Below are 26939 nucleotides of genomic sequence, written 5' to 3'. Positions count from 1 at the left end.
GCGGTGTGCCGCCGTGCGCGGGAACGAAGGAAATCATGGGTTCGATACACAAGCGCATCGGCGCGGTCCTCGGTTCGGCCGGCCTGTTCGTCGGCGTGGCGCTCACGGCCGGGGCCGGAACCGCCAGCGCCGACGAGACGGGGGACCTCGCTGCCGACATCGACGTCTCCGTGTCCACGACCGGGGTCTCGGAACGTGCCGCGATGTCGGCGGACGGGTCGTTGACGGTCCACCTCACCAGCCCCCGGGACGGCCACGACATGGGCTTCGTCCGGTGGAACGCGGACCCGCAGCCCGCGCCCGACATCCCGGGCGACTCCCTCATCGCCAAGGACATCAGCCCCGACGGCTGGGCGGTCGAGGCCGAGCTGAGCAACGGCCGCATCGCCTCCACGCGCGGCCACAAGGCGATCTACATGAAGGTCGTATCCGGCAACCTGCCCGAGGGGCACCGGTACAAGCTGCGTGGGTGCGTCGTGAAGGGCAGCGAGCGCATGTGCACCTCATGGCGCCCGGTCCACGCCTGATCAGCTAAAGGGGCCGGGCCGCTCAGCGGCCCGGCTCTTCGCCCGCAAGAAACGGCCCCCTCCAGACTCGGTTGCCAGCCGGTCCAACCCGCGGAAAACTCCGGCTCCTCCTTGCCGCCACTGTCCGGTGCGGCGGCCGGCGCGCCAGGCAGCGTGGGTGCGGGCGCGGGTCTGCGCCGACCTACGCCGCCACACGTGGCGGTCCTAAACCGGGCTCCTGCCTTCCCCCAGGCGCTCGCGTTCGATCCGATCGGCGTCCGGGTGCCGACCCTCCCCCAGCAGTTGTTCGGCCTGCCGCTCCGTCACACGCCCCGCCCCCTGCGGCCGGTTAAGAGGTCACCTCATTTGATGGCTACGTGTGGGGAATCCGCGACAAGTCGAGCCATCTCGCGCAGGCGGTGCCAGTATTCAGGGTCTTCCGCTTCGCTGAGTACAGGTACGACCCGGTCCAGGCGGGCGATGCAGCGAAGCAGATCGCTTCGACCTCGCGCTTCGAGCTCGCCGCTGTTCTCGATCCAGGTGAAAATCCAGCCTGCGGTGTCCGAGTCCAGCATCACCAGGTCGAAACCGGCCCGGTCCGCGCCGCCCAATTTGGGAGGAAAGGGCAGTTTCATCAACTCTTGGTACAGGCGTGATACGGCCTCAAGCTTTGCTCAGGTGGGCATCATGGCGCAGCTTTCACACCGCATGGAGTCGTCTTGAGTCGGCGGTAGCGGATGAGGGTGCAGGCGAGGCTGGTGAAGGCGAGGTCGTGCTCGGCCTTGCGTTCGTAGCGGCGGTGGAGTCGGTGGCAGCCGGCGAGCCGGGCCATGGTCGGTTCGATGGTGCAGCGGTGTCGTCCGAGCCGCTGGGACGTCTCCACGCCCTCGCGGGCGATGCGATACCGGACACCTCGCCGTGCCAGCCATTGCCGCAGGTAGCAGCAGTCGTAGCCCTTCTCGGCATGGAGCTAGCCGGGAATGTGCCGGCGAGGGCCTCGGCAGGAACCGGAAAGCCCTCACCACCCACGTCCGCGCATTCGGGAAGATGCTCAGCCAACTCGAAGACGAACGGCCCCTCAGCAAATCGAAGCGGTCCGCGCCGACGACCTGCCCAGCCTCCACGCCTTCGCCGACGGCCTCGAACGAGACCTCGCTCCCACCACTGCCGCCGACCTGACCATGCCCTGGGAACCCGGCGTCGCCGAAGTCCACGTCAACCGGATCAAAATGCTCAAGCGCCAGACGTACGGAGGCGGTGGCTTTGCGCTCCTGAGGAAACGAGTCCTACTCGCCGGCTGAGTTCTCGACCCCTGCGCGCAGATCACGAATCGGTAAGGTCACCGGTGAGGGACGCGCGTCGCACTCCTGACCGTGCAGTTCTTCTGGGAGCAATGACCAGGCGATGGCCTCATCGGGACCGCAGTACGACGGGTCCAGGTGGAACGTGGTCCGCGTCCCGCATGGCTTGGACGTGGCGAACTCCTCCCAGGCGCCGATCGCTGTCGTCCCATCCAGTTCCTGGCGATAGCCCCGCCCGTCGAGCCACACCTCAACAACCGTACAGACACTGAGGGCCGCGGCGGCCGCCGGCGCCCATCTCTCCTTGTCGATGAGGGAGCCGAAGAATCCGGGAACAGGTCTTCCGTGCTCGACAGCGATACGGCGCTGATCATCCTCCACGGTGAAGTTCAGGTCCGATCCGATCTCCACGCTGATCTGGCCATGCGTGCCGTCGCGGTGGTGCAGCGCATCCCAGATCACCTGCTGAAGAACCTCCGTCGGAAGCTCAGGACTGTCCCTGCCGACCCTGAAATACATCGCCGGACGCGCTCGTACGTGCTCTTCGAAGGTGAGCACCTGGATCTGATCAGCCGTGTAACGCTCCACAGACCCGATCATGACACTCACCACTGACAACCCTCACCGCCTACCGCCAAGGAGCAGGAAGTGACGCAGCGTTACCTTCCACTGGGTGTCGCGGATGCCGGGCGGCCTCAAGGAGGTCGCCCCACCACTCCGTGTCGATGGCCGCCTGACACCAGGGGCAACCGATCCGCTCCAGGTTCGCCCCGCAGTCGACGGCCGTCGCCACGCCGTGCCACGTCACCTCGATCTCCACGTTCACGCCGTCGGCAGCCCCGGGGGCCATCTCCTCGACGAGCGCGACGACGCGTTCGACCGTATCGCGGTCCGGCTGCCACTGCGGATCACTTGGAATGATCGACAGGACGTGGTCGCTCATGACTTTCCCATCGTCGTGCCTCTCAGCTACGCAGCCACCATGCGGCGGTGCGCCCGACGAAACAGCAGGGCCAGGTGACGACGCCAGGCGGACGCGGAACGGCGGGGATACGACACGGCCGCAGGACGCTGCCCGGTACCTCGCGCCCCGGGCGGCACCAGCAGGCCGTCCAGCGGCGGCTGTGCCCCCTCGGGGCCTGAGTACAGGGAGAGGAACATTTGAGTACGACGTCCGATGGCGGCCCACCGCACCGCTGATGAAATAGACACCATGATCACTTACAGGCCGCGGCGCGTGAGCAGACAGCACATCACCACCACGAGTGCGGCCCTCGCCGCCGCCCTGTTGCCGCTGGCGGCCGCCGTGCTGCTGGCCAAGGCGATGGCCGGTGATCCTCTGGCTCCGGTCAACACGCTGATCACCAGCGGCGGGCAGCGTGTACGGATCTCACCCTCGGTATGGCGTGGGAGCACCAGGACCGCGCTGTCCCAGTGGAAGAGCCAGACGCTGGGACGCACCCGATGCAAGCGAACAGCGCCACACCAGTCACCACGCCGGAACTCGTAACGTCCGCCCACGCCCCTGCCTGCGCCCGCCGCCACGAGCACCCCGCCCCACACGAGTCACCGACGACAGCACCACAGACAGCAGCATGGGCAGCAGCCCAGTAACGCGGAACGCAACAGCACCAGCCCGGCCGTAAGCGGGCGGGGCCAGCGGCCGCAGCGGCAGGACGGCACCCCGACCGGCGGGGCAACGGCCCCGGTGCGCGGTTGCAGCACAGGCCCGGACAGCGCGACAGCGGGACAGCGGGACAGTACAAGCCCGACGGCAAGCCGCGCGCACCACGGCGGACTTCCGCAGGCGCGGGGAGCAGCCCAGTCACCCAAGACGAAAAGGGCCCCAGGGATCATCCCCGCAGGCACGAGGAACAGAACGCCTTGTCCAGCGCGGCGGCGGATTCACGGCTCACGGAACGGTCCCCACAGCTTGCTCCGGCCGGCGCTTCGAGTAGTCCGCACCTCCAGCAGCCTCCACGGAACGGTCCCCGGACCCGGAACGGCAGTCAGTGGGGCCTGTTAGCGTTCACACATGGCGGACTTCACCAACAGACGACGGATCACTTCGGTGACTCAGCTCAATCCCATCCAGGTCGAGCAGGTCGCACTGTGCGGTGCCGCTTACGACGACGAGGACCTCCCGGCCGACCGCCGCCTCTCCTCGGATCCCCAGGACGAAGCCGTGCTGAACTTCTGCGAGCTCTGGGACGTGGTGGTCGACGGGTCGCCCGTCTACGAGGCGTGGTTCTACCAGTCGGACAGCGGGACGATCTTCCTGGCCGGTACCACCGAGATGGTCGCCGAGATCATTCAGTGCGGCCTGGAGTGCGCCAACGAGGATCGCGAGCTGGAGCTCGGCATGGCAATGGTGAGGGCCGGCCTGCTGCCGTCAGGCGATTCAGAGTTCGAGCGGTTCCGCCGAGCCGCCGATGGATCACCGTGAGCCCTCGCCAGGGCGAAGGCTCCCGTCCGAAGGCCCCGGCACAGTGAGACGCGCGAGACGTGGTCGGGGTGGCCCGCTGGAACGGTGAGCCGCGCCGTGACTGCAGCAGCGGGGGGGCAGCCTGGCCGGGACGAAATGAACAGCAGACACCTGCAGCTGTCGAACTTCGGCTCCAGGAGCCAGCCCGCCGGACGCGACACGGGTCTTCATCGGAGCGGCGAACAGAACGGACATCGAGCACGGTCCCGTCGTAGGGCTCACCCTCCCACCGTCCTTCGACGAAGTGCGGGCGATGGCGCCCAGTCCGCGTCGGAGCGTCATGGTCAACCCGGCGGTGAATGACAAGGCCGAAGGATCGACACCGTGCGACGATCCGATCAGGGCGGGATTCCCCGACCCGGGAGAGGCCGCTCGCGGAAGCACGGTGCGCCACTCCCCCGGCTACCGGCACTCACCACCACCGACACCGACCCGAGAGACCCCACACCACACGCTTCATGCGTGAGCGATGAGTTTGGGCAGCGGGTCGAGTCTGCCCAGGCATGACTCGAATCATCGCTGACGTCTCGGTCTCTCTCGACGGCTTCGTCACGGGCCCGACCCCCACTCGGACAACGGTCTGGGCACCGGCGGCGAGGCCCTGCACACGTGGGCGTTTTCCGACGACCCCGACGACCGCCGGGTCCTGCGCGAGGGAATCACCCGCTCGGGCGCCGTCGTCCTCGGCCGTCACCTCTTCGACGTGGTCGACGGGACGAGAGGCTGGGACGACCCTTCCGGCTACGGCGCCGGCGAGGTCGGCAAGCCCGCCTTCGTCCTCGTGACGAGTTCGCCGCCGGAGTCGGTACGAACGGCCGCCCTCGACTGGACGTTCGTCACCACAGGTCTGCCCGACGCTGTCACCACCGTGCGCGAGCGGGCCGAGGCGGCTTCGTCGGACAGCGGCAAGGACTTCGACGTCATGCTCATGGGCGGCGGTGCCACGATCGGCTCGGCGGTCGACGCGGACACCACTGTTCGCCGGCGGAGCGCCGCGCACGCTGGTGCAGCGCAGCGTACTCTCGACATCGATCGCGACGCGCCTGACCTACGACGTCTTCCGGTGATCCGATGACCACTGTCAACGCCAATGAGATCGCCTTGGGCATCGAGTCGTTCGGTGACGACGACGCTCCACTCGTCCTGCTCGCGGGCGGGCCGACGATGCTCTCCTGGCCCGACGCGCTGTGCGAGCGCCTCGCCGCCGGCGGGCGCCGTGTGGTGCGCTACGACCTGCGCGACAGCGGGGAGTCGACGACGACGGATCCGGAGGACCCCGCCTACACCCTGCGCGACCTCGCCGCCGACACGGCGGCCCTTGCTGACGCGCTCGGCGGGGGACCTGCGCACCTGGCGGGGATCGGGGTCGGCGGGATGGTCGCCCAGGTGGCCGTGCTCGACCATCCGAACGCGTTCTCGGCGCTCACCCTGGTCGGCACCCGCGCGGTTGCCCCCGGCCCGCCCGACCATGACCTCCCCGACCATGACCAGGCGACGATGAGCCGGCTCTTCGCGCGTCCGATGCCCGATTGGACCGACCGCGAGAGGGTTGCGGAGTTCGCCGCCGCCTGCGCGGAGATCCTCGGCAACGACCCCGTCGCCGCGCGCGCAATCGCTGCGCGCGTCTGGGACCGCACACCCGGCACCGCACAACCGGTCCAGATGGCCAACCAGATGGGCATGGTGTTTTCCAGGCTCGACTGCCAACCACGCTGGCGCGAGCGCCTGCCCGGGATCGAGGTCCCCACGCTCGTCGTCCACGGCCGCCGCGACCCGTTCTTCCCCGTCGGCAACGGCGAGGCGATCGCGCGCGAGATCCCCGGTGCACGGCTGCTCGTCCTCAAGGAGGCCGCCACTGCCATCCCCGATGCAGCGGTCGGCGAGGTCACCGAGGCGATGCTCACGCTCGGGTAATGGACGGCGGGTGCCGCCCGGGTCCGGCCTCCACCAGCAGTGGACGTCGCAAGCTCGATCCGGCCGCGCGCGTGCCGCGTCGCGGCCGGTATCTGTACGGCCGCGACCCGGCGGCTTCACATCCGAGGGCCTCAAGACGGCACAAGTCCCGGCGCCGGAACCGACAGTGGGCGGCACGGGGAACGGCAGGCGGCAGGCGGCAGCACCACGACACGGGCCAGCAGCCTCCAGCCGACGGGCGACCACCCCGGCGGCAGGCGACGGCCCGACGGCGGCTGCGGGGCGGCAGAGCGGAGACACGGCGGAGGACGCGGCTCCCCTCCGGCAGACCGCGGCGGATGGAGGGCGGCGCCGGACGGCGTGAAGGCGGACGGCGGCAGACCGGCAGCTCGGGATGAGCCACCGCACCGCCAAGCAGTGTGCCGACGCCGCGAGTCCGTAGGAACTGTTCACTGGGCAGTGGCAGAGCCGGCCCTTCGTCCTCGACGATCAGCTATGACGGCTCCTCACCGCCCCACAGCGATCGGGCCACAGCGTGAAACCGGACAGCAGGCGTTCACCACTTCGCGAGGCAGCGCCGTCTGGCACGGTTCGATCGCGCCAGCAGAACTCGCGCTTCGACCTCCGGGAGTCGCGCCGGCCGTTGCACCCTTCCGTGCCATCGAACACGGTCCGGCGGGAGCGGGGTGCGATCCTGCATGGATGAACCATCTCGGCGACGCGCACCTGCGTACGTGGACACTGCGATTCATGGCACTCCTGGCAGCCGACGTCCAGGATCAGCTCGCCTGGTTGGGCGAGTGTCAGCTGGAGACGGAGTCCGTCATTGATGAGGTGGAACTCCTCTGCCGCATCTCCGAAGGACTCGCGGAGAGAGAAGCCTTCGAATCCGCAGACCTGAGTGGTCTTCAAGCCATAGGCCGTCGTCTCAGTGAGATCGATGCCGCCTGCCGCGCCGGCACTTGGGACAACGCCCTGGCCACGGATCCAGCCTGGGACGACGTACGTCCTCTCGCCCGCCAGTTCCTCCTCGCGACGCTGGGCGACTGGCGTCAGCCCCTGCCACGTCCCGTGCTCCCGCACAGCAGTGGCCACTGAGCACCTCCAGGGCGCCTGTACGACTCCGACGTGGCCAGCGCCGCACACCGACGGACTCGACGGCGCCAGCGACGGCAGGCAGCAGCAACCGGGCGGCGCCGGACAGCGGGGCGGCAGCGCACGGCACCGGACGCCGGTAAGTCACAGGGCCCACCAGCAATACAGCCGCCAACCGGAAACCCGAGCGCGCTGAGCCAGTCCGGCCAGGGCTTCCAGGACATCGGCCGTGGCCTCGCCGGTGATGCCGACCTGCCGGAGCTCGTCGGTCATCGACCACGCTTCGGCACAGCGGACGAGGTCGTCCGCCGATGCCGTGGCGAGGGCATCGATCAGCGTGTCTGTCAGGCTGACCACGAACGGCGGGCCGTCCTCCGGCTCGGACAGCAGCTGTCCGGAGCGCGGGCGTTCGCCGGCCTCCTCATAGCTGCAGCCGGTCATGACGGCTTCGAGCTGGGCCATCGCGACGACCGGATCGATGTTCTTGAGGAAGACCACGTCGAGTTCGGCCTGCCCCGGCCCTCCAGGAGTCCCGAGAACCGCAACGGCGGCCTGATCGTCAGGGGCGGAGAAGTAATCGCACAGCGGCATGCCGACGATTCTGGCAGCCGCGCGCCCAGCGAGACCCGGCGGCCAGGCATACCATAAGGCGGCACGGCGGACAGGCCAGCGCCGGGACGGCTGCCGAGTCCGGGAGCGGCGCGGTTCGGACGGTGGCAGACGCCCACCGACCGGCCGACGGACCGGCCGACGGACGGCGGACGGCGGACGGCGGACACGACCACGACCGGGTGGACGACGGAACGGCGGCGCTGCGCGGCGGCCGGACTAGGGGACGGCCGGACGGCCGCAGCTTCGGAGCGGCGGCCTGACAGCGGCACGGTAGCGGCGTCCGGGCTGCGCCGGACAACAGGCGACCCCGCACGGCGGGACCTCAGAACGGCGACCGACGGGCACGGTCCGGCCCGGCCGAGGGGATCCCGCCCCCGGCCGCCGGCGCCGCGGACGCCGCGGACACACGCAGCCGCTCCCGCACCCCGCCACCGCGCCGCGGCGCGGCGCAAGGGGGCCGTCCCGGTCACGGTGTCCCAGTCGCATGGGGCCCGGGACCCGGACGTCAGAGGCCGCCTGCCGCCGCTGTCGGCGCAGCCTCCTGCCCTCCTGGCGTGATCCACGCCAACAGAGGTGTCGGATCGGGAAGTACGGGCATCCGGATCAAGCCGCCGTCCTCCCCTCAGGACGGCGCTATGAGGTATATCAGGTCATTATTCCACTATGTGAAGTAAGTCCTACTGGCCGGTAAGGCTTGGGGCTAGCTTCCGGGCATGACCAAAGCCAAGAAGACAACGGCGGACGCACGTCGGGTGATGGCCGCGGCGGCCGCAGTCATCGGTGTCGCCACGATGGTTCCGGGCACGGGCCAGGCGCACGCGGCACCATCTCAGCGAATCGTGGTCGACAGCGTGATCGACGCACCGGACGCGTCAACACGGGACGGGAAGTGCCTGTCGACCAAGGGGGGATGCACCCTGCGGGCGGCGGTCATGGAGGCCAACGCACACCCGGGTTCGACGATCACCCTCCCCGCGGGCCACTACAGCCTCAGCATCCCACCGCTGCTCGGTCGGCCCTTCACCGACTACACCCTGGCCGATACCGCACACGGCAACCTCAAGATCTTCGCGCCCACTACGATCACCGGGGCCGGGGCGGACGCCACAGTCGTCGACGGGCGCGGGATCGACCGGGTGTTCACCGTCATGCGGCCGGCGACCATCTCGAACCTCACGATCACCCGCGGCCGCTCCGAGCCCACGGCGTCGCTCTACAACTACTACGGCGGCGGTGCCGCGCTGAACTCCTCCCAGCTGACCATGGAACGGGTGCGCCTCACCAGGAACACCGGCAGGATCGGCGGCGCCGTGCAGAACATCCCCTTCAGCTCCTTCACCCTGCGTGACAGTCTCGTGGACCACAACGAGGCCGGCGAAGCCGGTGGCATCCGGTTCGACTCTGCGGGCCTGGTCGAACGGTCCACGATCACCGACAACCGGGTCATCGACCCGTACGACCCCACGCGGCCGGGCGAACTCGCGGGCTACGGTGGCGGCATCGACGTACGAGGAGTCAGGGATGTCACCCTCGTGGACACCAAGGTGACCGACAACTACGCCGAGAAGGGCGGGGGCGGCATCAACATCACCCTCGGCTACACCCCCGCCCCGCCGGTACGGGTCGGCCCCGGCAGCGTCCGGCTGAAGAACTCCACCGTCACCGACAACTCCCGGCTGGACGGCACGGACAACTGCCGTGCCGTGCTCGCGAGGTTCGTCGACTTCGGCGGCAACACCGACTCCGACGGCACCTGCGGGCTGAATTCCTGACCGCCGTCGATCGGCTCGGCATGGATCATCACGATGTATGTCCAGCTGCACGCCGAACGGTCACCGGACGTTCGACATGGGCACGGGCCAGGGCGGGACCATGCCCGCGGGCGCGGGGAGCAGTGGCGCGTGGCCGGTCCTCCCTTGAAGGTGGCGGGGCCATCCCCGTGAGTGCGGGGGCCGCGCCGGTGAAGTGGTCAGTGCTGCCAGTCGGTTTCGCCACCTGGACCAACCAGGACTGGTTCGAGTCCTGAGCCGGTGAGGCTCCAGGACTCGTGGTCGGGATCGGGATCGACGCTGAGTCGAGTGCCGTCGTCAAAGCCGAGGTTCAGGGTGCCCGGCCCGGTGACCTCGGCTGTGGCGACGGCCTTGGTGAACAGACCGAGGAGCGGTGCCAGAGCCGTTCCCGTCCCGGGCAAGAGGATGGCCTGAATGCCGGCGGCATCGGTGGCGGTGATCGGCGTCTCGATGACGAGTTCGCCCTCGAGACGGATGCGGCCGTCGGACTCATGATCAGTGAAGGTGATCCGGACCTGGTAGTCGAAGGCGAGCCGTGTGACACGGGCGCCGACCAGCCCTGCGGGAACCTTCACCACACCTCCAGCGGCTCAGTACGTCGCGAGCAGTGTAGACAGTCGCTCAGCCGGAGTTCCCGGCTCAGCGTCCTGCGTGGGCGGCTGTTGTGCCCGGCGGCTACCCAGGCCCTCACGGGTATGGACGGACACGTCGGTGACGGGGCCCCGGCGGCAACACCCCGATGACCTACCGATCGCGCTGCTGTGACGACGACGCCGGAAAGTGTCCCGGCGCCCTGACAGATGTCTTGATCCGAAGCCCCGGGGCAAGTGCCCCGGGGCTTGGTCCCGCGGTCACTCGCCCGATGTCCGCGAGGAGACCACCATGCATGATCACCGCAAGCTCGGCCGTGAACTGGGCCTGTTCGACACCGACCCGCTGATCGGCGCGGGCCTGCCGTACTGGCTGCCCGACGGCGCGGTCGTACCGCATACCTTGGAGGAGTACATCCGCGCCGCCGAACGGCGAGCCGGGTACCGCCACGTGTACTCACCGGCCCTCGGCAAGCGGGAGCTGTACGAGATCTCGGGGCACTGGGCGCACTACAGCGACGACATGTTCCCTCCGATGAACCTGGGCGGTGAACAGGTCGTCCTGCGGCCCAGCCTGTGCCCTTCATGCGGTGATCTATCGCCCCCGTTCCCACAGCTACCGCGAACTGCCCCTGCGACCAGCTGGGTTGGAAGGTACGTACCGCTCCGAGCTCTCGGGCGTGCTTGGCGTGCGGACCTGGTCCACCGCAGCATCTTCGGCAGTGTGGAACGAGTCGTCGCCCATCTCATCGAACAGCACGGCGGCGCCTTCCCCGCCTGGCTCGCCCCCGCCCAGCTGGTGCTCCTCCCGATTTCCGACACCGAACTGCCGAACGCCGCAGCCCTCGCCCAAGGCTGCACCCGTCTCGGACTGCGTGCCGAGATCGCGGGACCGGGGCCGCGGCACTCTCGCCGCACGTATCCGAGAGGCCCGCCTGATTCCCTACCGAGCCGCCATCGGCGCCAAGGAGGCCACTGACGAACACGTCGCGCTGCGCTTGCGTGACGGACGCCGGCTCGACCCACAGCCGGTCAGCGACGTGCTCACCCGCATCAGGGGGCTCGTCGATGCGCACAGCGTGAGTGTGGAGGGCCGACCGCAGCGCCTCCGCGCTGCGCGGCTGCTCCGCGGAGATGACGGAACTCTTACGCGGGCACCGCCACAGCTGACATACGGGTGTTCCACCGTGTGGACTTCTCGGCATCCGAACATTCGATCTTGCGATGGAGTGAGCATGAGAGGGATACGTTCCATGGTCACGGCGGTCCTTGGCCTGGCCGCCTTCCTCGGCGTTCCTGCCGCCGCGTCAGCGGCCACGACGACCGATGTGCCCGAGACCTTGCGCATCTCCGACGGCCCCTACGCGGGCTTCCAGCTCTGTGGCGCTCAGCCCCAGCCTGCGTTCAGCACGACCAACACGTTCGCACCGCTGTTCGCCGCCTCGGTCAAGGGCGTGGACCCCCAGCCCTACCTGGGCGGGACACTGGAACTCGCGCGCCTGGGCGAACAGCCGTTCCGGACATTCCCAGTCAGTACGGGGCCGCTCGGCCACGGGTGGGACCTCCAGATCCCCACCAGCACCTTCAGCCCGGGTGACTACCAGTGGCGGATACGTTCCGAGGGCCCCGACGGTCCGTCCGCCTGGTCCGCCTGGTGCACCTTCACCGTGACCGGCCCGGCGACCACGCCCACCCGGTTCACCTACAGCCCCGACGGCGGGGCGCACTGCCTGGATGTGAGCGGTGCCGGAAAAGAGAACGCCACGCCGGTGCAATTGTGGAACTGCAACGGCTCCCTGGGCCAGATCTGGCACATCACGCCCGAGGGCACCCTGGTGAACCCGAACTCCGGAAAGTGCCTGGACGTGGCCGGCGGGGGAACTGCCAACGGCACCAAGGTGCAGATCTACACGTGCAACAGCACGGGCGCCCAGCAGTGGCGCTACGACCAGCCCACCCCGGCCTCCTTCACCAACCCCGGGTCCGGCAAGTGCCTGGACGTGCCCTACGCGGACTTCGCCAACGGGGTCCGGGTCCAGATCCACGAGTGCAACGGCACCGGCACCCAGGTCTGGAAGCAGCTCTCCCTCGCCTGATCTGATGGTGGCCGCCGCCGCCCCCTCACCGCCGCATCCGGGCAAGGGGACGTGCGGCCAAGCGCCGCACCAGTTGGCGGCACCTGCGCGGGAGCCAGCCGGGCGACGGTGCCGTGCGGCGGCGCGGTGGCGGAGACAGAAAGACAACGGTGGACGGGCGGCGGCACCGCACGGGCGAGCAACGGAACCGGCACTGAACGCCCGGGGTGCGTGGCCGATGCCGCGCCGGCGTGGCGGGTCGGCCCGGCTTGCGACGAGGCGGAGTCCCGACGGTGGCGTGCGGCGGGCGTGTCAGCTGCCGATGCCCTGGGAGGCCGGCTCTATGGGCACTCCGCCCGGACCAAAGCTGGCCGCGCGCCGGGATGCGGCGCACGCCGACACGGCAGTCAGCCGCTTCCTCGCCCGGGCATCCGGCGACTCTCCGGGCACGGTCAGGTCAGGCGCGTGCCTCAGCGTCCGAAGCGGGCCGCTCATGCTCAAGGGTCTTCGCGACCCGGCGTCCGCAGGGCCGAGCTCCAGACGCTCGGTGTGCGTGAGCCCCTTCCGGGGAGCTGGCGCGGCGGCCGACGGCCAGCCGGATGGCCTGCACCCGCATGGGTGCAAGAGGGTCACCATGGCTTGGGGAGGGGCAATCTCGGATGCGTACCAGGCGGCCTCACCGTCGCCCTCACGCGGAAAGGCGCCAGTGAACAGCGAGCCCGCAACCCTCTATCGCGTCGATGACCTTCCAGCGCTGGAGTTCGACCCCTTCCTGCGCGCCTCACTCCATGAGGCTCCCGTTCGCCGGATCCGGCTGCCCCATGGTGAGGGCGAGTGCTGGCTTGTGACGAGCTACCACCTCGTACGGTTTGTCACTTCGGACCCGCGCTTCAGCCGCGACATCGCCGGCCGGCCCATCCCCAAGATGACCCGGCACCTCATTCCGCTGGACCGGGCGGTCAGCTTCGTCGACCCGCCCGACCACGCCCGTGTCCGGGCCGCCGTCGCCCCCGCCTTCAGTGGCACTGCGGTGAGCACTCTGCGGCCGCGCGTTCAGGACCTGCTCGACGCCATGGTCGACCGGCTCATGGACGGGCAGCGACCGGCCGATCTTGTCCGCGACATCACCTCCCCCTTCCCTCTCGCGGTGATCGGCCTTGTCATGGGCATTCCGAAGGCCGACCACGCCAACGTGCGCGAGTGGGCGACCACCCTGCTGACGAGAGCCTCTGATGAACAGGCCGCCCAGCGTGCAGAACGCGCCAAGCAGGACAGCCGCGTCTACTTCCAGCGCCTTGCCGGTTTGCGGCGCGCCGATCCGCGCGACGACACCATGACAACACTGGTGCGTGCTACGGAGAGTGGGACCATCGACGAGGAGGAACTGCTCGCGCTCGCCACGCTCATCGGGCTGAACGGATGGCACGCGGTGTGCAACAACTCCTCCAACATGCTCTACGCCCTGTTGACCACCGAGGGTCTGTGGGGCCGGCTGTGCGCCGAGCCGCACACCGTGCCCCGGGCCGTGGACGAGCTCCTGAGATGGGTGCCGCACAAGCACGGCGTGGGCCAGCCCCGCATCACCACCGAGGACGTCCGCGTCCGAGACGTACTGATCCGCGAAGGCGAGTACGTCTACGTCTCCTACGTGGCCGCCAACTGGGACGAACGCGTCTACCCGCTGGCGGGCGACATCGACTTCGACCGCCAAGCCCCCAAACACCTGGCCTTCGGGAACGGCCCCCACTTCTGCGTGGGCCCGCTGCTGGCCCACATGGAAGCGGAGGTACTGCTGTCGACCCTCACCGCCCGCCTGCCCACCCTGCGCCTGGCCGTCCCGCGGGAACAGGTCCCCTGGCAAACCGGCATCCTGATCCGCGGCCCCAAGTCACTCCCCGCGACCTGGTAGGCGCCCGGCTCGGCAGCGGGGCGAGGGGAACTGCTGACCAGGAGACCGCCCGCAGCCAGAGCCGAGGCGGGAACCGGACGGCAACCCGGGCCGACGCCGCCACGCCCGCCGCCACACCATCATGCTGGTGGCGTCGTCGCCCGTGCCGGTCTCCGAAGGACAGCGGCGGCGGCCCGGGCACGACCCCCGAGGCCGCCAGGGCGTGCAGCGAGCGAGCTGCGGTTCGCCCGCCCGGCCGCCCCTCGACCACCTGGAACAGTGGCTCGCCGTGCGCTACGAAGCGACGGTACTGATCGCGGTCCTCAACGAACGGCGTTGACCGGCACTCACGGAGAAGGTCCTATACCCGCAGCTCCTCGAGACGCGCGAGGTCGTCGCGAACAGAGTCCCGTTCGTCGGCGGTGAGGTGGATCGCGGCGGCCTTGGAGAGCGCGGAAATCGCAGTCTCCTCGTCACCGAGGCGCCTGGCGACATCCGCACGCAGCACCAGGAGGCGCAGCAGCTGCACATCCGTGGGCCGCTTGTCCTCGAGACGCAGTGCCTGGTCGAGGACCTTTGCGGCTGCCGCCGGGTCATCCCTCGAGTCCGCGAAGAGTGACGCGTAGTGCAGGGCGCGGGAGAAGGGTTCCTTGGGGGCGGGCCGGTGATGCAGGTCCTCACTCATCGGCTGACCGATGCGGATGCAGTTTCCGCCCGGATCGGTCATCAGGAACTGCCGCATGCCGTGCGACGCGTCCCTCAGCGCCCCGATACGAGGCAGGCCGCGTGTCGGAACCCTCCCGTACCGTGCTTTGAGACCGGCCCGGAAGGCCTGGTGCAGCCCATCGACGTCATCCGTCCGGATGTAGCACGTGCTGAATGATTCGGTCGGATCGTAGTGCTTCATCCCGAAGAACTGGAGCTGGATGCCTCCGCGTTCGACAACCGCGTACGGATTGGGACTCATCTGCTGGAACGTCACATCGAACCCGAGGGCGCGGTAGAAGTCGAGAACGGGCTGAATGGTGCGACACGGCAATATCGGAATCGTCTTCTCGCTCACACGAGAACTCTAGTCAAAGTTGACTAGACGTGCGAGGGGTTTGCATCGACAACCACAGCGCGGACCCCGCAGCGCACGGAAGGCGGCCCGCTGGCGGCACCGCGGCGGCGTACGAGGGCGGAACGCAGGCTGCCGGGCGGCCCCGGGGTAGCCGACATCGCCGGCACGTACGTGGTAGTCCGCGACCCAGCGCACCGGGGCAGGCACGCCGCGGCCCCGAGCGGCAGCGCGGGCCAGCGGGCGGCCCGGGGGTACCGGAAATGTCCTGGGGGTCACGGCCGGGCGTCTCGGTGAGACGGATCGAGGGCGAGCCTGCGGTCCTCGACCATGCGGGGGTCGACGACGTTCGTTGCCACCGTCGCGCAGGAGAGACGGCCGAGGCGACGCGCCACGGCTTCTCGCGGCCGTCGCGGTCGGCGTTGCGTGCGTCGAGGCTGTCGTAGCCGGAGGTCAGCGGAGTGAACGCGGCCGGCATGAGAGGTGATGACGCTTGGCTGAGTGGGGGAAATGCCGGGCGGAGGGCGAGGCGTGCCGTCCGTACCGGGGAGGTTCAGGGTGCACGGAGCCGCACCCCGGCGCGGGTCTCGCGCACCGTCGGCGGGCGGGGGTGCCGACCTCAGTCGGTGGTGGCCTGGGTGCGGCGGGCGTATGCGCGGGCGGCGCGGGCGCGGTCACCGCAGCGGACCGAGCACCAGTGACGGCGTCCGGAGCGCAGCAGGTAGCGGTTGCAGGGCGTGGAGGGGCAAGCCGTCAGCCGTTCGGCGTCGGGACCGGTGAGCAGGTCGGCGGCGTCGGCGGCGAGGATGCCGAGGGCCTGGTCGACGATCTGGTCGATGGGGTGCGGGGCGGTGCGGTGCATGCCGCGGACCGGGTCCCAGCCGAGCGGGGCGGCGGTCGGGACCCGGGTGAGGGCGTCGTTGACGCCGGCCAGCGCGGTGGCGGGGGCGGGGTGTCCGCCGACCTGGGCGGCGAGCAGGGCGCGCACCTGTTCGCGCAGGGAGCGCAGGCGTGCCGCGCAGATCTCCTGCATACCGGCGTCCGCGGGGGCCAGGTCGTGGTCGACCAGCCACTGGTTGGCGCCGGACGGGGTGCCGAGCGCGTCGAGGAACTGGCCGCCGGGCAGGGCAATGGCGCTGTTGGCGAGGTCGAGTGCGGGGTAGAACTCGGCGCCCGGCGCCTGCGGCAGCCCGAGAGCGACAGTGTCGCCGGTAGCGGTCTCACTCACACTCCTCACGCTACAGCTTGCCTATATCCGTGACAAACACACTACTGTCACGGATGCAAGCCAATCTATCCGTGAGGTGGTTCGTCATGACCGCAACCGGCGTGTCCAGCGAGCAGGTCCCCGTCCGTGTCTTCGGAGGGCCGACCGCACTCATCGAGTACGGCGGGCTGCGGTTCCTGACCGACCCGACCTTCGACGCCCCGGGCACCTACCCCTCGGGGCTGGCCAAGACCGCGCCCGCATCCGCCGCACCCGCCGATCTGGGCCGGATCGATGTGGTGCTGCTGTCGCACGACGAGCACGACGACAACCTCGACGTCTCGGGCCGCGCCCTGCTCCCCGATGTCCCCCTGACCCTGACCACGCCCAGTGGCGCGGGCAGGCTGGGCGGCACCGCACGCGCCCTGAAGGACTGGGAGTCCATCGACCTGGATCGTCCCGCCGGCGGCACGATCACCGTCACCGGCGTCCCGGCCCTGCACGGCCCCGGGGAACGCGAAGACCTCGAACCGGTCGTCGGTGAGGTCGTCGGTTTCGTCCTGCGCGGTGACGGCCTGCCCACCCTCTACGTCAGCGGCGACAACGCCCAGCTCTCCCTGGTCCGGGAGATCGCCGACCGCTTCGGCCCGGTGGACACCGCTGTGCTGTTCGCCGGCGCGGTCCGCACCGATGTCCTCGACCACGCGCTGCTCACCCTCGACAGCGCTCAGGCCGCCGAGGCCGCCCGCATCCTGGGCGCCCGCCGGATCGTGCCGGTCCACTTCGACAGCTGGGCCCACTTCACCGAGGGCCGCGGGCAGCTCGTGGACGCCTTCACCGCCGCCGGCCTGATCGACCGCGTGGAACTGGCCTGACCCCGCACGCCCGGCCGCTGCGGTGCCCTACGAGCGCACGGCAGCGGCTCATTTCCCGGCGGCCGGCCACTTGCGCCGGGCCGGCGCACTGCAGAAGCCCCGTGGACGACCGGTGGGCGGCGCGGACAACGCCGGCGCCTCGACGCATGACCGGACAGCCACAGCCCGGCCGGGCTTCCGCAGCAGCACGACAACGCCGAGACGAGTGCCGACCCGGAAGCGACGGGCGGCGCTACGGCGGTGGAAGGGCCGCGGGCGTGGAGCCGCGAGCGGCCTCGGCCCAGCCGCAGCGGCGAGTGCCCAGCGGGCGTGGGGTGCTGACACGGCGGAAGCAGGACACCTCGGCGGGCACAGCAGCGGACCGACGCGTCCGCGATGCCTGACGGAGGTGGACATGGGCGAGACCTGCTTCTGTGAAGACGCAGGTCAGGGATGGAGGAGGCCACCCGTTCGGCTTACTGGGCGGGCTGGCCGGACGCTTCGGCCGTAGCGTCGAAGCGCGGCTGCCTCGCGGCCGGAAGGGAGGCGGGATCATGTTCCAGCGTTCCGCACTCGTGGGTGCTCTCCTGGCGATCACATCGATCGTTCCCATGGCCGATGTCGCCCGAGCCCAGGACCTGGACTGCCGCGACTTCGTCCACCAGGAAGACGCGCAGGCCGTATTCAACATCGATCGGACCGATCCTCACCGCCTCGATGGGGACCAGGGCCCGGACGACGGTATCGCGTGCGAAGCCCTGCCCCGCCGCCCCGCAGCCGTCGCCCCCCGGCCGGTGAGCCCCGTGTCCCCCACCGCGACCCCGACCCGCGGCGTCCGCGGCGGGCTGGGTGGCTCTTCACCCTCCGAACACCCCGGCTGGCAAACCGGCGCCGGCCTGATGCTCACGGCGGGGGCCGCACTCAGCGGGTGCCGCACTCACAGCCGGCTACGTGGTGAAGCGACGCCACCGCACCTGATGGGCGGCAGCCCCGAACGGAAACAGGGCCCCGGGCAGCGCCCGGGGCCCTGTCCCTGTCATACGCCATCGGGCGCAGCGGGCGGTCCCCGGCGCCAGTCGGCGGTGCCTGTCCCGCCGGGGGCAGCGCAGAGGTGGCGGGACGGCGACGACCAGGCACACCATGCACCGAACAGTAAGTCAGCCGACCCAGGGCAGCCGCCCGGTCACACCAACCCTGCGGAGCCCATCGACCCAGCGGCGGATCAACAGCCGGAGGCGCGCCGTGCTCCGGCCTTCCGGCTGCTCCCGTCCGGGGTCGCGCGGCCCCGAAGGGCCGGTGTCGGATTGCCGGCCACCCGACGGCACCGGCACTGGCCGGGAGGCGAGTGGCGACTGTTCCGGCACGGGCAACGAACCCGACGACGGGACGATGAAGCCTTCGTCAAACGTGTATCCCTGCCTCCTGGTCGGTGGCAGGCACACCGACAACGACGCCCAGCTCCGGAACGATGCTCCGCTGACAGGGAGCGGATGCTCCTCATCCGGATCCCGAGCGTTTCACCCGTGCTCGGGCTCCACCGGGAGCCACAGTTCGGCGTCGGCCGCCGCCTTGTCCGCCGACAGGCGGGTGCGCAGGATCTCAGGGCCGGTACGGCTGCGGTACGGGTTCGACGGGAACCACTCGGTGAAGACGTCCCGCCACAGCTCCTGGATCGCCTGCGGCGCCGGCCCGGACGTGGTGAAGACCGCCCAGGTGCCGGCCGGGACGGCCAACGTGGTCGTGCCCTCGGGAGCGGCCACGGAAGTGATCACGCCCTGGTAGTAGTCGAGTTCGGTGCCCTCGGCGCGGCTGGGGTCCAGGCCGTCGCAGACCGCGACGATGCCGTGCGGCTCCTGGTCCGACAGCTTCTCCAGCCGCTCCAGCGTCTCCGGGGCGATCCCGCGGACGAAGTCCATGATCGCCTGGTTCGGCCCCGCATGCACCAGCGGTATCCGGGTCTTGAGCCCGACAACGGTGAAGTCCGCCTTGTCCACAACGCGGTATCGCATACTGCTACTCCCCTCGATGGTGAGGCGGAAGGCCATCCGGGGCTGGGAGCTGAGCTCGGCGCCGGTGCGCCGGGCTTCGCCCGGTCCGATGCCGTGCATGGCACGGAACGCCCGCGCGAACGCCTCGCCGGAGCCGTAGCCATAGCGCACCGCGATCTCCAGCAGCGTCTCACGCCCCGCGAGGACTTCGGCGCCCGCGAGGGTGAGCCGACGGCGCCGGACGTACTCCGACAGCGGCATGCCCGCGAGCGCGGAGAACATCCGCCGCAGGTGGTACTCCGAGGTGGCCGCGATGCGCGCCAGCTCCTCCACCTCGATGGCCTGGTCGAGATGGGCCTCGATGTGCTCCATGGCCTGGTTCAGCCGCTCCAGCATGCCCGCTCACCTTCCTCTTGACGCCCACCACGCTAGGCAGCACTCACCATGCCGGACCCGACATCCTGTGCCCGATCAAGTCGGGTGTACGAGACGGCACGGACCGGCTCCCCCGGTGGCGGGTACGCCGGGGCCGGCTCCCCGGCGCCGCCCGCGCTCGGAACGCGCGGGCGAGCGCGGGCCGAAGGCACTTCCGTACGAGTGCCGAGCGGGCCGATCCTGTCGGCAACCAGGCGGGGGTACGTGGATGGTGACAGGTTCTCAGCCAGTCCTTCCGGACCGCGGCGGCCGAGGTTCCTGAGGGCGGTCGTGCATGTCCCAGCGGGCGGCGCCCGTCGAGACGGCAGGCGGGGGCTTGCGGACCCTGATCCGCGTCCTGCCGATCAGCGCGCCCTCGGACCGGGCAACAGCGGCACTAAAAGGTGGCCGTATAGACCCATCCCCTGTTGCGCTTGCAGCAGGCGCACGTCTCGGCGGCCGCGCGGATGGACCCACCTGCGAGGGGGGCTCCCGATCTGCGGACCGGATCCCCTGACGTCGCCGGCCGGCTGACCTCGCGCCTCAGCGTGTCAGGCGGCGATGTCCGATGAAGGCTGCGACGCCGACCCCAGCCAGGAAGTGCTCGGGCTTGCGTTCGTAGTGGCGGCGCAGGCGTCGGCAGCCGGCCAGCCAGGACACTGTTCTCTCCACGACCCAGCGGTGACGCGCTCGAGCCCGTCGCCGGCAGGGGGCGTAGTCCTACCTAAGGTCGGCGTGGAGTCTTCGATCCGTTCTTGCCGCGGTCGGTCGGATGTGGTCCTACCAGGAGCCCCCTTTGCGGCGCGAACCCGCACCGAGTCGATCGCGCAGCGGGACCAGTCCAGCTCACCGCGCGCACCCAACTCGCCCAAGACCACGCCGTGAAGGCGGGCTCGGACCCGTGCGCCTCTCCACTGGGCGAAGCGCCGGTAGACCGTCTGCCGGCACGGCCCGAACACGGGCGGCAGTTGCCGCCAGGTGCGGTCGGAGGTGGCACGAGAATGATCCCGGCCAAGACCTCGCCATCATCCGCTCGCCTCTTCCTCCACCTGCGGGCGGACCACCTCGGTCGGCGGCACCACCCGCCGGAACTGATCCCCAGCTCCTCCGGCACCAGCCGCTCTACGAGACCTGCCATGCCTCGTGCAACGAAATAGACCCGAAACGGGTGCCTGAAGGTCGTTCGGCAGACCGGACTGGCCGCTTCCCTTGGGTCCTGGTCGACCACCGACTCGCGCCGCCCCACCAAATCCCCGGCGGACAGTTCACTATTTTCCATACGGGGCGACCCGTATGATATTTATGGAAGCATGATTTCTTCCCCTGCTGGACGAGGGCGCCCCAGAGACGAGCGATCCGGTGCCGCAATCGTCCGAGCGGCTGCCGAGCTGGTTGCCGAGAGCGGTTACGCGGCGATGTCCATGGGTGCCGTCGCCACGCGCGCGGGTGTCGGCAAGGACACCATCTACCGTCGGTGGTCCGGCAAGCCGGAGCTTGTCTACGAAGCGGTCTTCACCGCCGCCGACACCGCAGAACTGCCGGACACGGGGACGCTGGAGGGGGACCTCACGGCCGTGGTCCAGTCGCTGGTCGAGGAGTTCTCCGCGCCGGCGGCCGCGGCGGCCCTCCCCGGCCTGCTCGCCGACTTCGCCGCCACGCCGAAACTGCGCGCAACGATCCGCTCCCGCTTCCTCCAGCCGGCCAAGCAGCGGCTGGTCGCGGTATTCGACCGGGCTGCGCAGCGCGGTGAGATGGGCGCGGATGTCCCGGTGGACCTGATGCTGGACACTCTGGCCGGGGCCGTCTTTTTCCACCTCGGAATCGTCGGAGAACACCCGGACCCGGACCTGTCCCGGCGTATCGCGGCGATGATCACCAAGGGAATCGAGGTCCGGTGAACGGCTGGCTCCTCGCCGCAGGCGGCATCGCGGCAGCGACCACGGTCATCCACGTCGCCGCCGGCGGACGGTCCATCGTCCGCCCGCTGCTGACCGGCCCCCTGCCCGCCGAGCCCAAGCGCACCCTGCACGCAGTGTGGCACCTGGTCACCGCGGACCTCGTGTTCAGCTCCGTGGTGCTGCTCGCACTCGCCTTCGCGGCCGCTCCCAGTACGGCGCTCGTACTGTTCATCGCAGCGCAGTACGTCGCGTACGCGGTGGTGTTCCTCATCATCACGCTGGCCGCCGACCGGCCACGGCCGCTCCTTCAGCTCCCGCAGTGGATGCTGCTGCTACCGGTCGGAGCCCTGGCCCTCATCGGCACCCTCTGAACCGGCACGCGCGTCGGAGACGGACGACGCCGTGGCGGACGACGGGACCCCGCGGCGGGCAGCCTCACGCTCCCCACAGCGCGGCCGCAGCCGGGACGCCAGGAGCGACACGGCGACAGCGGCCCGGTGGGGCCGGAACCAGTACATGGCACATCCGGCAGCCGGGCGGCAACACGGCGGCTCCTCGCGTCCGTCGGTGGGAGCGGCCACCGCACGTCAACGACGCGGAGGCACGGCCCACGACGGGGCGGCGGAGGGCCGGCCCCCGGGCAGCAGCGAACCGACGCGGCGGAACGGGGTACGACGGCCCTGCGGAAGCCCAGAGGCACGCCCCCGACCGGCAGCACGCCGCCGGATCGGAGTCGCGACGCGCAGGAAGGGCCAGCTGTACGGCCACGTACGGCGGCGAACCACCGGAGAAGATCCCCGCCGGCGGGACTGGGGCACGGGCCGGGTGGGATTCCTGCGACGACGGAAAGGAAGTGCAGGACAGCAGCCTCAAAGCGCATGAGGGCCAGTGAGGTTCTCGACCACCGGCACCGGCCAAGCTGATGAGGAATGCTTCAGGCCCGCGGAGCATGCGCTCCGCGGGCCTCAGCACTGTGCCGCAAGGATCAGGCGGGGGTGATGTTCTCCGCCTGCGGGCCCTTCTGCCCCTGGGTCACGTCGAAGGTGACGGCCTGGCCTTCGGTGAGCTCGCGGTAGCCGTTGGCGTTGATGTTGGAGTAGTGCGCGAAGACGTCCGGGCCACCGCCGTCCTGCGCGATGAAGCCGAAGCCCTTTTCGGAGTTGAACCACTTCACGGTTCCGCTGGCCATGCCGGTGCCTCTCAGTCGATATCGGGCCCGCACCGCGCGGACCCGGAGGTGATCGCCCTGGTCCTCAGGCACTGCACAGCAAGAAGCCCACGCCACCGCGTGGGCAGGAACTGCGAACCACGACATCTACGAGCGACGTTACACCGCGAGAAGGCGCATCACCAGAGAGCAACCACCTTTCATGCGGAATGCGTCGCCCACAGATTCAGGCAACCGGCGGACGCGACGGCAGGCCGCGAGCGGCGACGGACGACCGGGACGGCTGAGCGGCGGACGGTGGGGTGACGGACAGTCGGCAGCCGGGACACACCATGCAGCAGTGCAACGGGACGGGACCCGACGACAGCGCGGAATCGTCACCCACGCGATCCGCATACGCGGCACTCCGGGAGAAATCCGTCACCGTGTGTCGCGCAGCTGAAGAAGGTACGCCGCAGTCAGCGCAACAGCACGGTCCCCGTCATGCGACAGCTCCACGAGGGCGCGTGAGGCCGTCGCCCCCGGGATGCCCCCCAACGCCTGGGCCAGCCGCCCGCGTGCAGGCGCAGGAGGGGTGTCGTGGGCGAGGCGGTCGACGAGGCCGGTCGCGATCCGGTCCGCCGTCACCTGGTCGCTCGCCAGCACGCTCAGTGCATCGGCCGCGTCCGTGTCGTTCCTTCCCACCACGATCATGTCGATGAGCGTCGGGACCGCATCGGCCACTCCACGTGTCCCCAGAGCCAAGGCCGCATACCTGCGGACCGCGACATCGGGGTGCGCGAGAGCCTCCCGCAGCTGCGCGGTGGCCTCGTCACCGGGCAGCTCGGCGAGGGTCCGGACGGCACGTTCCCGCACCGCGGCCATCGGTGAGCCGAGGCCCTCTGCAAGCAGCGCCACGCCGCCGTCGCCCGATCGCGCCAGCGCCCACCGGAGGGCTCCGGCGACGTTCGGGTCTGTCTCGTTCAGTGCCGCCTCGACGAGCGCCTCCACCGGCACCGGAACCTTGTCGACGGAGGAAAGGGCTGCGCGCTGGCGAGCGTCGGCACTCTTCGCTCCCAAGGCCTGGAGGAGCGCAACGATCTCGAGGACGTCCTCCCAGCCGGCAGGGTCCGCGGCATCGATCCGGCGCAGCCGCCTGAGCAGCTCGGTCTCCGCCGTGATGCGTTCGTGCGTCTTACGGATGAGGTCCCCGACGAGAGCTGCGGGCGTGAAGCCGGGATCTTCCAGCGCGCGCCCGATCTCACGCAGCGACAGCCCCAGCGACCGCAAGCTCTCGATGTGGAAGATCCGGCGGAGGTCCTCCCCGGAGTACTCCCGGAAGCCGGAGCCCGTACGCCCCGAGGGCCGCACCAGGCCGAGGGACTCGTAATGCCTGAGCATGCGGGCACTGACCCCGGACCGTCGCGCCACCTCACCGATCAACACGTCCTATTGTCCTTCCTGGCCGGACCCGCCGAGGGCCACGACCCGTCTGGCCTCCTCGATCGCATACTCGAAAACGGCGTCCGGCTCCCGCAGCAGCCGTTGTGTGGCGAGCGCGTGCGCGCGCACACCCGGGTCAGGGGCCGTCGTCGCAGTCCGCAGCGCCGGCACGATCACTTCACCCAGCGCGACCAGCGCCCGGCTGAGACTCAGTTGCATCTCCCGTTCACCGCGCCCGAGCTGCGTCGCCAACTCCGTGGCCAGCACAGGCTCCTCGCCTTCCGGCACGAGCACGACCGCCGCCCGCCAGGCACTGCGCGCCACCTCGCCGTCGGCGTCGGAGAGCAGCGCCCGTGTGATCGCCGGCCACGCCTGACGGTCCCCGATCTTGGACAGTGTGTGCAGCGCCTGGCTCCGGGCCTGCGCACGCTCCGAACGGACTTCGCGGAGCAGCCGGGGCAGCGTCATGGACGTCGGGTGACGGGTGAGTGCCCAGGTCAGCATGTCGCGGACGAAAAATTCGGGCTCGATCGCACATCGATCGACGAGCTTGTCAACAAAGCACGGGTCAGGTGTGGCGCCGACCGCCAGAGCAGCCCGCAGTCGTGCGGATGGACGGCCGTCCTCCAGCCCCTGGAGCGCTCGTAGCGCATCCATGTCCCGTTTCGTGGTCGTCATCGAGACCACCTCCTTGGAAGGCAGTGAAGGCCTTGTCACCGTGTCAAGGTCAAACCGGCCCGCTGCCCGGTACCCATCACCTGATGGACGCGGGCGTGCCCTGAGCGCTGTGCCTCGTGAAGTGCCGGGGGGCGGGGGCATTCCTCATAGCCCGGGTCAGCGGTGCCCCCTCCCCGCAGCCGCGCATGAGGCTCCGCCACGGGCCACACCACAGAGCCAAAGCGCCAGCAGGGCCCGCCGCCCACTCGGTCACAACAAGCCTGCTCAGCCGACCGTTCCAAAACGAGATGGGCGTAGGGTGCGAGGCACTCACGGTCGGAGCGGCGGTTGACGACTTCGTCCCACACGTTGCCGCCATCCGCCCAGATCCAGAGCGAGCGTCGCAGTGATGAGGACGCATGGCGCAGGCCGTCGTGAGGGCTTTCGCCCCGGGCTCCGAACCGTCGGCGTCGTAGAGCAGCTCCGGGTTGTCGACCGCCGTCAAGGAGAGTTGCCACTCCATCGTGCAGCCGCCGTACGCGAGGTGGAGTCAGGATGGCGGCAGGCCCCGCGTCCGGTTGCGTTCGTAGACGCTGACCGCGCACGGCCAGTGGCTCAGGTGCCTGGCTGCGTGATTGCCTTCGGTCAGGGACGCGAGGCCGCTGTCGGGGCCGAATCCTCCGTTGGCGGCCTCCGTGCAAACACGCCGGAGCAGTTCGGGCAGAGTTCGTCCGATGCGCCGCTCAGCGTCCTCCACCTCGGCCGGGGAGATCGGAGGGGACAACGGTCCACGGGGAGCGTCCGCGTGATAGGCGGTCACCTCCTCGGTCCGCGCTCTGAGCTGAACTGTTCCGTCACTGCAGTACGACACGATGTCGTCCCGGTCCTGATCCAAGCGCTCGCTGCCGTAACGCTCGGCCATCCACGCAGCGGGAACGTCCGCCGTGTCGAATCGCCGGCCCGGGTCCCCGCGCGAGCACGCAACTGCTCGATCGACCGTTCAAGCAGTGGCGTGGCCCGGCCATGCGGACCGACGAGCTCGCTCTCGCCCATCGGGCCGCACTCCGTCTCGCGGCGATGCTCATGCGGGTCCGAAGCGACCCGGAACTGTCAGACGTTGAAGATCCGTCGTGCGTTGCCGGACAGGAACAGCTCGGTGGCTTCCTCGTCCAGGCCGAGTTCGCCGAGGTGTTCCAGCGCCTGGCCAGGGGTGATCATGGGGTAGTTGGTACCGAACAGCACCTTCCTGCGGCCCCGGCCGCGCAGGTGGTCGACCAGCTCGCGCGGGTAGCGGCGGGCGGTGTAGGCGCTGGTGTCGATGTACACCTTGGCGTGCTTGTCCGCCACCGCGATCATTTCCGTGGTCCACGGGTAGCCGATGTGCCCGCACACGATGGTCAGCTCGGGGAAGTCGAGTGCGACCTGATCGATGTACGGAATGGGGCGGCCGGTCTCGGACGGCCGGAGGGGACCGGTGTGTCCGACCTGCGTGCAGAAGGGGATGCCGAGGTCCACGCAGGCCGCATACAGCGGGTAGTAGAGCCGGTCGGTGGGCGGGAGCTGCCACAGCCAGGGCACGATCCGCAGGGCCACGAAGCCGAGTTCCTCCACGGCCTGGCGTAGTTCCCTCACGGCCTGGACCGGCCGGGTGAGATCCGCGTCGGCCACCCCGCGCAGACGTCCTTCGGACTCGGCGACGAACCGGCCACCTCATCGTTGCTGATCAGTGGCCCTTGGGGCCCGTACCAGGCCGCCGAAAGACCGATCTCCACATCAGCCGCCGTCATTTCGGCCACCGTGGCCTTGACCGGCAACGGTTCCTCCAGCAAACCCTGCCCTGTCCACCGACGTAGCGACTCGAACATCTCATGGTTGGAGTGACGGAGCGTGGGGTGCTGCATCCACGCATCGATGACCGGCATCAGGTACCCCCTGCCTCTCTCGCGACGCCGATGGTCACACCGAGGCGGCTAAGCGGACGCTTACCGCGACCCTAGGGCTGTCTCTTATACACA

The 26939-nt window shown here is 69.9% G+C and carries 26 protein-coding genes and 5 pseudogenes; 15 read left to right on the top strand and 16 right to left on the bottom strand.

What is annotated here, in order from left to right; genetic code table 11:
* Positions 1 to 35: 35 nt before the first annotated feature.
* Positions 36 to 527 carry a hypothetical protein gene (locus tag IH00_RS39165; protein WP_052411831.1) on the top strand — a complete coding sequence of 164 codons (492 nt, stop codon included), beginning with the start codon at positions 36 to 38 and terminating at the stop codon, positions 525 to 527.
* Positions 528 to 868: 341 nt separating this feature from the next.
* Here the strand turns inward: IH00_RS39165 and IH00_RS43035 are convergent, their stop codons facing one another.
* The 4 genes and pseudogenes from IH00_RS43035 to IH00_RS0133165 form a co-directional block, all read right to left on the bottom strand.
* Positions 869 to 1141: a hypothetical protein gene (locus IH00_RS43035; RefSeq protein WP_158828070.1), complete on the bottom strand. Its 273-nt coding sequence runs from the start codon at positions 1139 to 1141 to the stop codon at positions 869 to 871.
* Between the two features lie 50 nt (positions 1142 to 1191).
* Positions 1192 to 1512: pseudogene (locus IH00_RS41025) on the bottom strand (IS5/IS1182 family transposase); the annotation flags it as partial.
* A 280-nt stretch (positions 1513 to 1792) separates the two neighbouring features.
* The gene (locus IH00_RS0133170) at positions 1793 to 2395 is read right to left on the bottom strand and encodes a DNA topoisomerase subunit B (RefSeq protein ID WP_031079781.1); all 603 of its coding nucleotides are present in this window, start codon (positions 2393 to 2395) and stop codon (positions 1793 to 1795) included.
* A 40-nt stretch (positions 2396 to 2435) separates the two neighbouring features.
* Positions 2436 to 2750: a hypothetical protein gene (locus IH00_RS0133165; RefSeq protein WP_199819858.1), complete on the bottom strand. Its 315-nt coding sequence runs from the start codon at positions 2748 to 2750 to the stop codon at positions 2436 to 2438.
* A gap of 270 nt (positions 2751 to 3020) precedes the next feature.
* On the opposite strand from IH00_RS0133165, the gene IH00_RS43575 reads away from it, so the two are divergent.
* The 5 genes and pseudogenes from IH00_RS43575 (at position 3021) to IH00_RS38110 (ending at position 7304) form a co-directional block, all read left to right on the top strand.
* Positions 3021 to 3317 carry a hypothetical protein gene (locus IH00_RS43575; protein ID WP_199819857.1) on the top strand — a complete coding sequence of 99 codons (297 nt, stop codon included), beginning with the start codon at positions 3021 to 3023 and terminating at the stop codon, positions 3315 to 3317.
* A gap of 525 nt (positions 3318 to 3842) precedes the next feature.
* Complete coding sequence (locus IH00_RS0133155) at positions 3843 to 4253, top strand: hypothetical protein (protein WP_031079778.1); 411 nt, start codon at positions 3843 to 3845, stop codon at positions 4251 to 4253.
* Between the two features lie 542 nt (positions 4254 to 4795).
* Positions 4796 to 5359: pseudogene (locus IH00_RS38115) on the top strand (dihydrofolate reductase family protein).
* 4 nt (positions 5360 to 5363) lie between these two features.
* Positions 5364 to 6206, top strand: coding sequence for an alpha/beta fold hydrolase (locus tag IH00_RS0133145; protein ID WP_031079777.1), 843 nt, complete (start codon positions 5364 to 5366; stop codon positions 6204 to 6206).
* Positions 6207 to 6908: 702 nt separating this feature from the next.
* Positions 6909 to 7304, top strand: a complete 396-nt coding sequence (locus IH00_RS38110) for a hypothetical protein (protein WP_039947681.1) — start codon at positions 6909 to 6911, stop codon at positions 7302 to 7304.
* A gap of 141 nt (positions 7305 to 7445) precedes the next feature.
* On the opposite strand, the gene IH00_RS39160 is transcribed toward IH00_RS38110, so the two are convergent.
* Positions 7446 to 7892, bottom strand: a complete 447-nt coding sequence (locus IH00_RS39160) for a hypothetical protein (RefSeq protein WP_031079776.1) — start codon at positions 7890 to 7892, stop codon at positions 7446 to 7448.
* 734 nt (positions 7893 to 8626) lie between these two features.
* Between IH00_RS39160 and IH00_RS0133130 the strand changes: the two genes are divergently transcribed.
* The gene (locus tag IH00_RS0133130; RefSeq protein ID WP_107064569.1) at positions 8627 to 9685 is read left to right on the top strand and encodes a right-handed parallel beta-helix repeat-containing protein; all 1059 of its coding nucleotides are present in this window, start codon (positions 8627 to 8629) and stop codon (positions 9683 to 9685) included.
* Between the two features lie 197 nt (positions 9686 to 9882).
* On the opposite strand, the gene IH00_RS0133125 is transcribed toward IH00_RS0133130, so the two are convergent.
* Positions 9883 to 10278, bottom strand: coding sequence for a DUF6188 family protein (locus tag IH00_RS0133125; protein ID WP_031079774.1), 396 nt, complete (start codon positions 10276 to 10278; stop codon positions 9883 to 9885).
* A 307-nt stretch (positions 10279 to 10585) separates the two neighbouring features.
* Here IH00_RS0133125 and IH00_RS38100 point away from each other — a divergent pair.
* From IH00_RS38100 to IH00_RS0133110, 4 genes and pseudogenes are all read left to right on the top strand, one after another.
* Positions 10586 to 11381 (top strand): annotated as a pseudogene (locus IH00_RS38100) (His/Gly/Thr/Pro-type tRNA ligase C-terminal domain-containing protein); the annotation flags it as partial.
* A 147-nt stretch (positions 11382 to 11528) separates the two neighbouring features.
* Complete coding sequence (locus IH00_RS39650; RefSeq protein WP_078888100.1) at positions 11529 to 12389, top strand: RICIN domain-containing protein; 861 nt, start codon at positions 11529 to 11531, stop codon at positions 12387 to 12389.
* 685 nt (positions 12390 to 13074) lie between these two features.
* Positions 13075 to 14277 carry a cytochrome P450 gene (locus IH00_RS0133115; RefSeq protein WP_031079773.1) on the top strand — a complete coding sequence of 401 codons (1203 nt, stop codon included), beginning with the start codon at positions 13075 to 13077 and terminating at the stop codon, positions 14275 to 14277.
* Positions 14278 to 14404: 127 nt separating this feature from the next.
* Positions 14405 to 14596, top strand: a complete 192-nt coding sequence (locus tag IH00_RS0133110) for a hypothetical protein (RefSeq protein WP_158828068.1) — start codon at positions 14405 to 14407, stop codon at positions 14594 to 14596.
* A 21-nt stretch (positions 14597 to 14617) separates the two neighbouring features.
* Here the strand turns inward: IH00_RS0133110 and IH00_RS0133105 are convergent, their stop codons facing one another.
* Both IH00_RS0133105 and IH00_RS0133100 read right to left on the bottom strand, forming a co-directional pair.
* Positions 14618 to 15319 (bottom strand): bleomycin resistance protein, encoded by a 702-nt coding sequence (locus IH00_RS0133105; RefSeq protein WP_031079771.1) that lies wholly within the window; start codon positions 15317 to 15319, stop codon positions 14618 to 14620.
* A gap of 616 nt (positions 15320 to 15935) precedes the next feature.
* Positions 15936 to 16544: a CGNR zinc finger domain-containing protein gene (locus IH00_RS0133100; RefSeq protein ID WP_031079770.1), complete on the bottom strand. Its 609-nt coding sequence runs from the start codon at positions 16542 to 16544 to the stop codon at positions 15936 to 15938.
* 86 nt (positions 16545 to 16630) lie between these two features.
* On the opposite strand from IH00_RS0133100, the gene IH00_RS0133095 reads away from it, so the two are divergent.
* On the top strand, positions 16631 to 17398 hold the full coding sequence (locus tag IH00_RS0133095) for an MBL fold metallo-hydrolase (protein WP_031079769.1): 768 nt from the start codon (positions 16631 to 16633) through the stop codon (positions 17396 to 17398).
* Positions 17399 to 18894: 1496 nt separating this feature from the next.
* Here the strand turns inward: IH00_RS0133095 and IH00_RS0133085 are convergent.
* Together IH00_RS0133085 and IH00_RS42270 are read right to left on the bottom strand one after the other, a co-directional pair.
* Complete coding sequence (locus tag IH00_RS0133085) at positions 18895 to 19761, bottom strand: AraC family transcriptional regulator (RefSeq protein ID WP_031079767.1); 867 nt, start codon at positions 19759 to 19761, stop codon at positions 18895 to 18897.
* A gap of 561 nt (positions 19762 to 20322) precedes the next feature.
* Positions 20323 to 20917 (bottom strand): annotated as a pseudogene (locus IH00_RS42270) (transposase).
* 172 nt (positions 20918 to 21089) lie between these two features.
* On the opposite strand from IH00_RS42270, the gene IH00_RS0133080 reads away from it, so the two are divergent.
* On the top strand, positions 21090 to 21677 hold the full coding sequence (locus IH00_RS0133080; RefSeq protein WP_031079766.1) for a TetR/AcrR family transcriptional regulator: 588 nt from the start codon (positions 21090 to 21092) through the stop codon (positions 21675 to 21677).
* A complete protein-coding gene (locus IH00_RS0133075; protein ID WP_031079765.1) occupies positions 21674 to 22048 on the top strand; it encodes a hypothetical protein in 375 nt (124 codons plus the stop codon). Before IH00_RS0133080 ends, IH00_RS0133075 begins: the two co-directional genes overlap by 4 nt.
* 614 nt (positions 22049 to 22662) lie before the next feature.
* Here IH00_RS0133075 and IH00_RS0133070 read toward each other — a convergent pair.
* From IH00_RS0133070 to IH00_RS43030, 4 genes are all read right to left on the bottom strand, one after another.
* The gene (locus tag IH00_RS0133070; RefSeq protein ID WP_031079764.1) at positions 22663 to 22866 is read right to left on the bottom strand and encodes a cold-shock protein; all 204 of its coding nucleotides are present in this window, start codon (positions 22864 to 22866) and stop codon (positions 22663 to 22665) included.
* A 399-nt stretch (positions 22867 to 23265) separates the two neighbouring features.
* Positions 23266 to 24270 carry a HEAT repeat domain-containing protein gene (locus IH00_RS0133065; protein ID WP_031079763.1) on the bottom strand — a complete coding sequence of 335 codons (1005 nt, stop codon included), beginning with the start codon at positions 24268 to 24270 and terminating at the stop codon, positions 23266 to 23268.
* 3 nt (positions 24271 to 24273) lie between these two features.
* On the bottom strand, positions 24274 to 24945 hold the full coding sequence (locus IH00_RS0133060; RefSeq protein WP_031079762.1) for a HEAT repeat domain-containing protein: 672 nt from the start codon (positions 24943 to 24945) through the stop codon (positions 24274 to 24276).
* A 529-nt stretch (positions 24946 to 25474) separates the two neighbouring features.
* The gene (locus tag IH00_RS43030) at positions 25475 to 25846 is read right to left on the bottom strand and encodes an SMI1/KNR4 family protein (protein ID WP_158828066.1); all 372 of its coding nucleotides are present in this window, start codon (positions 25844 to 25846) and stop codon (positions 25475 to 25477) included.
* 80 nt (positions 25847 to 25926) lie between these two features.
* Between IH00_RS43030 and IH00_RS45595 the strand changes: the two are divergent.
* A pseudogene (locus tag IH00_RS45595) lies at positions 25927 to 26019 on the top strand (IS5/IS1182 family transposase); the annotation flags it as partial.
* A 15-nt stretch (positions 26020 to 26034) separates the two neighbouring features.
* On the opposite strand, the gene IH00_RS38090 reads toward IH00_RS45595, so the two are convergent.
* Positions 26035 to 26592 (bottom strand): amidohydrolase family protein, encoded by a 558-nt coding sequence (locus IH00_RS38090; protein WP_234335055.1) that lies wholly within the window; start codon positions 26590 to 26592, stop codon positions 26035 to 26037.
* The gene (locus tag IH00_RS43570) at positions 26553 to 26846 is read right to left on the bottom strand and encodes a hypothetical protein (protein ID WP_199819856.1); all 294 of its coding nucleotides are present in this window, start codon (positions 26844 to 26846) and stop codon (positions 26553 to 26555) included. Before IH00_RS43570 ends, IH00_RS38090 begins: the two co-directional genes overlap by 40 nt.
* Positions 26847 to 26939: the final 93 nt, after the last annotated feature.

It is taken from the genome of Streptomyces sp. NRRL S-118, from assembly GCF_000716335.1.
Taxonomy (GTDB): domain Bacteria; phylum Actinomycetota; class Actinomycetes; order Streptomycetales; family Streptomycetaceae; genus Streptomyces.
Note: the sequence above shows the minus strand (reverse complement) of the source record. Positions and strands in the feature narration are given on the sequence as shown.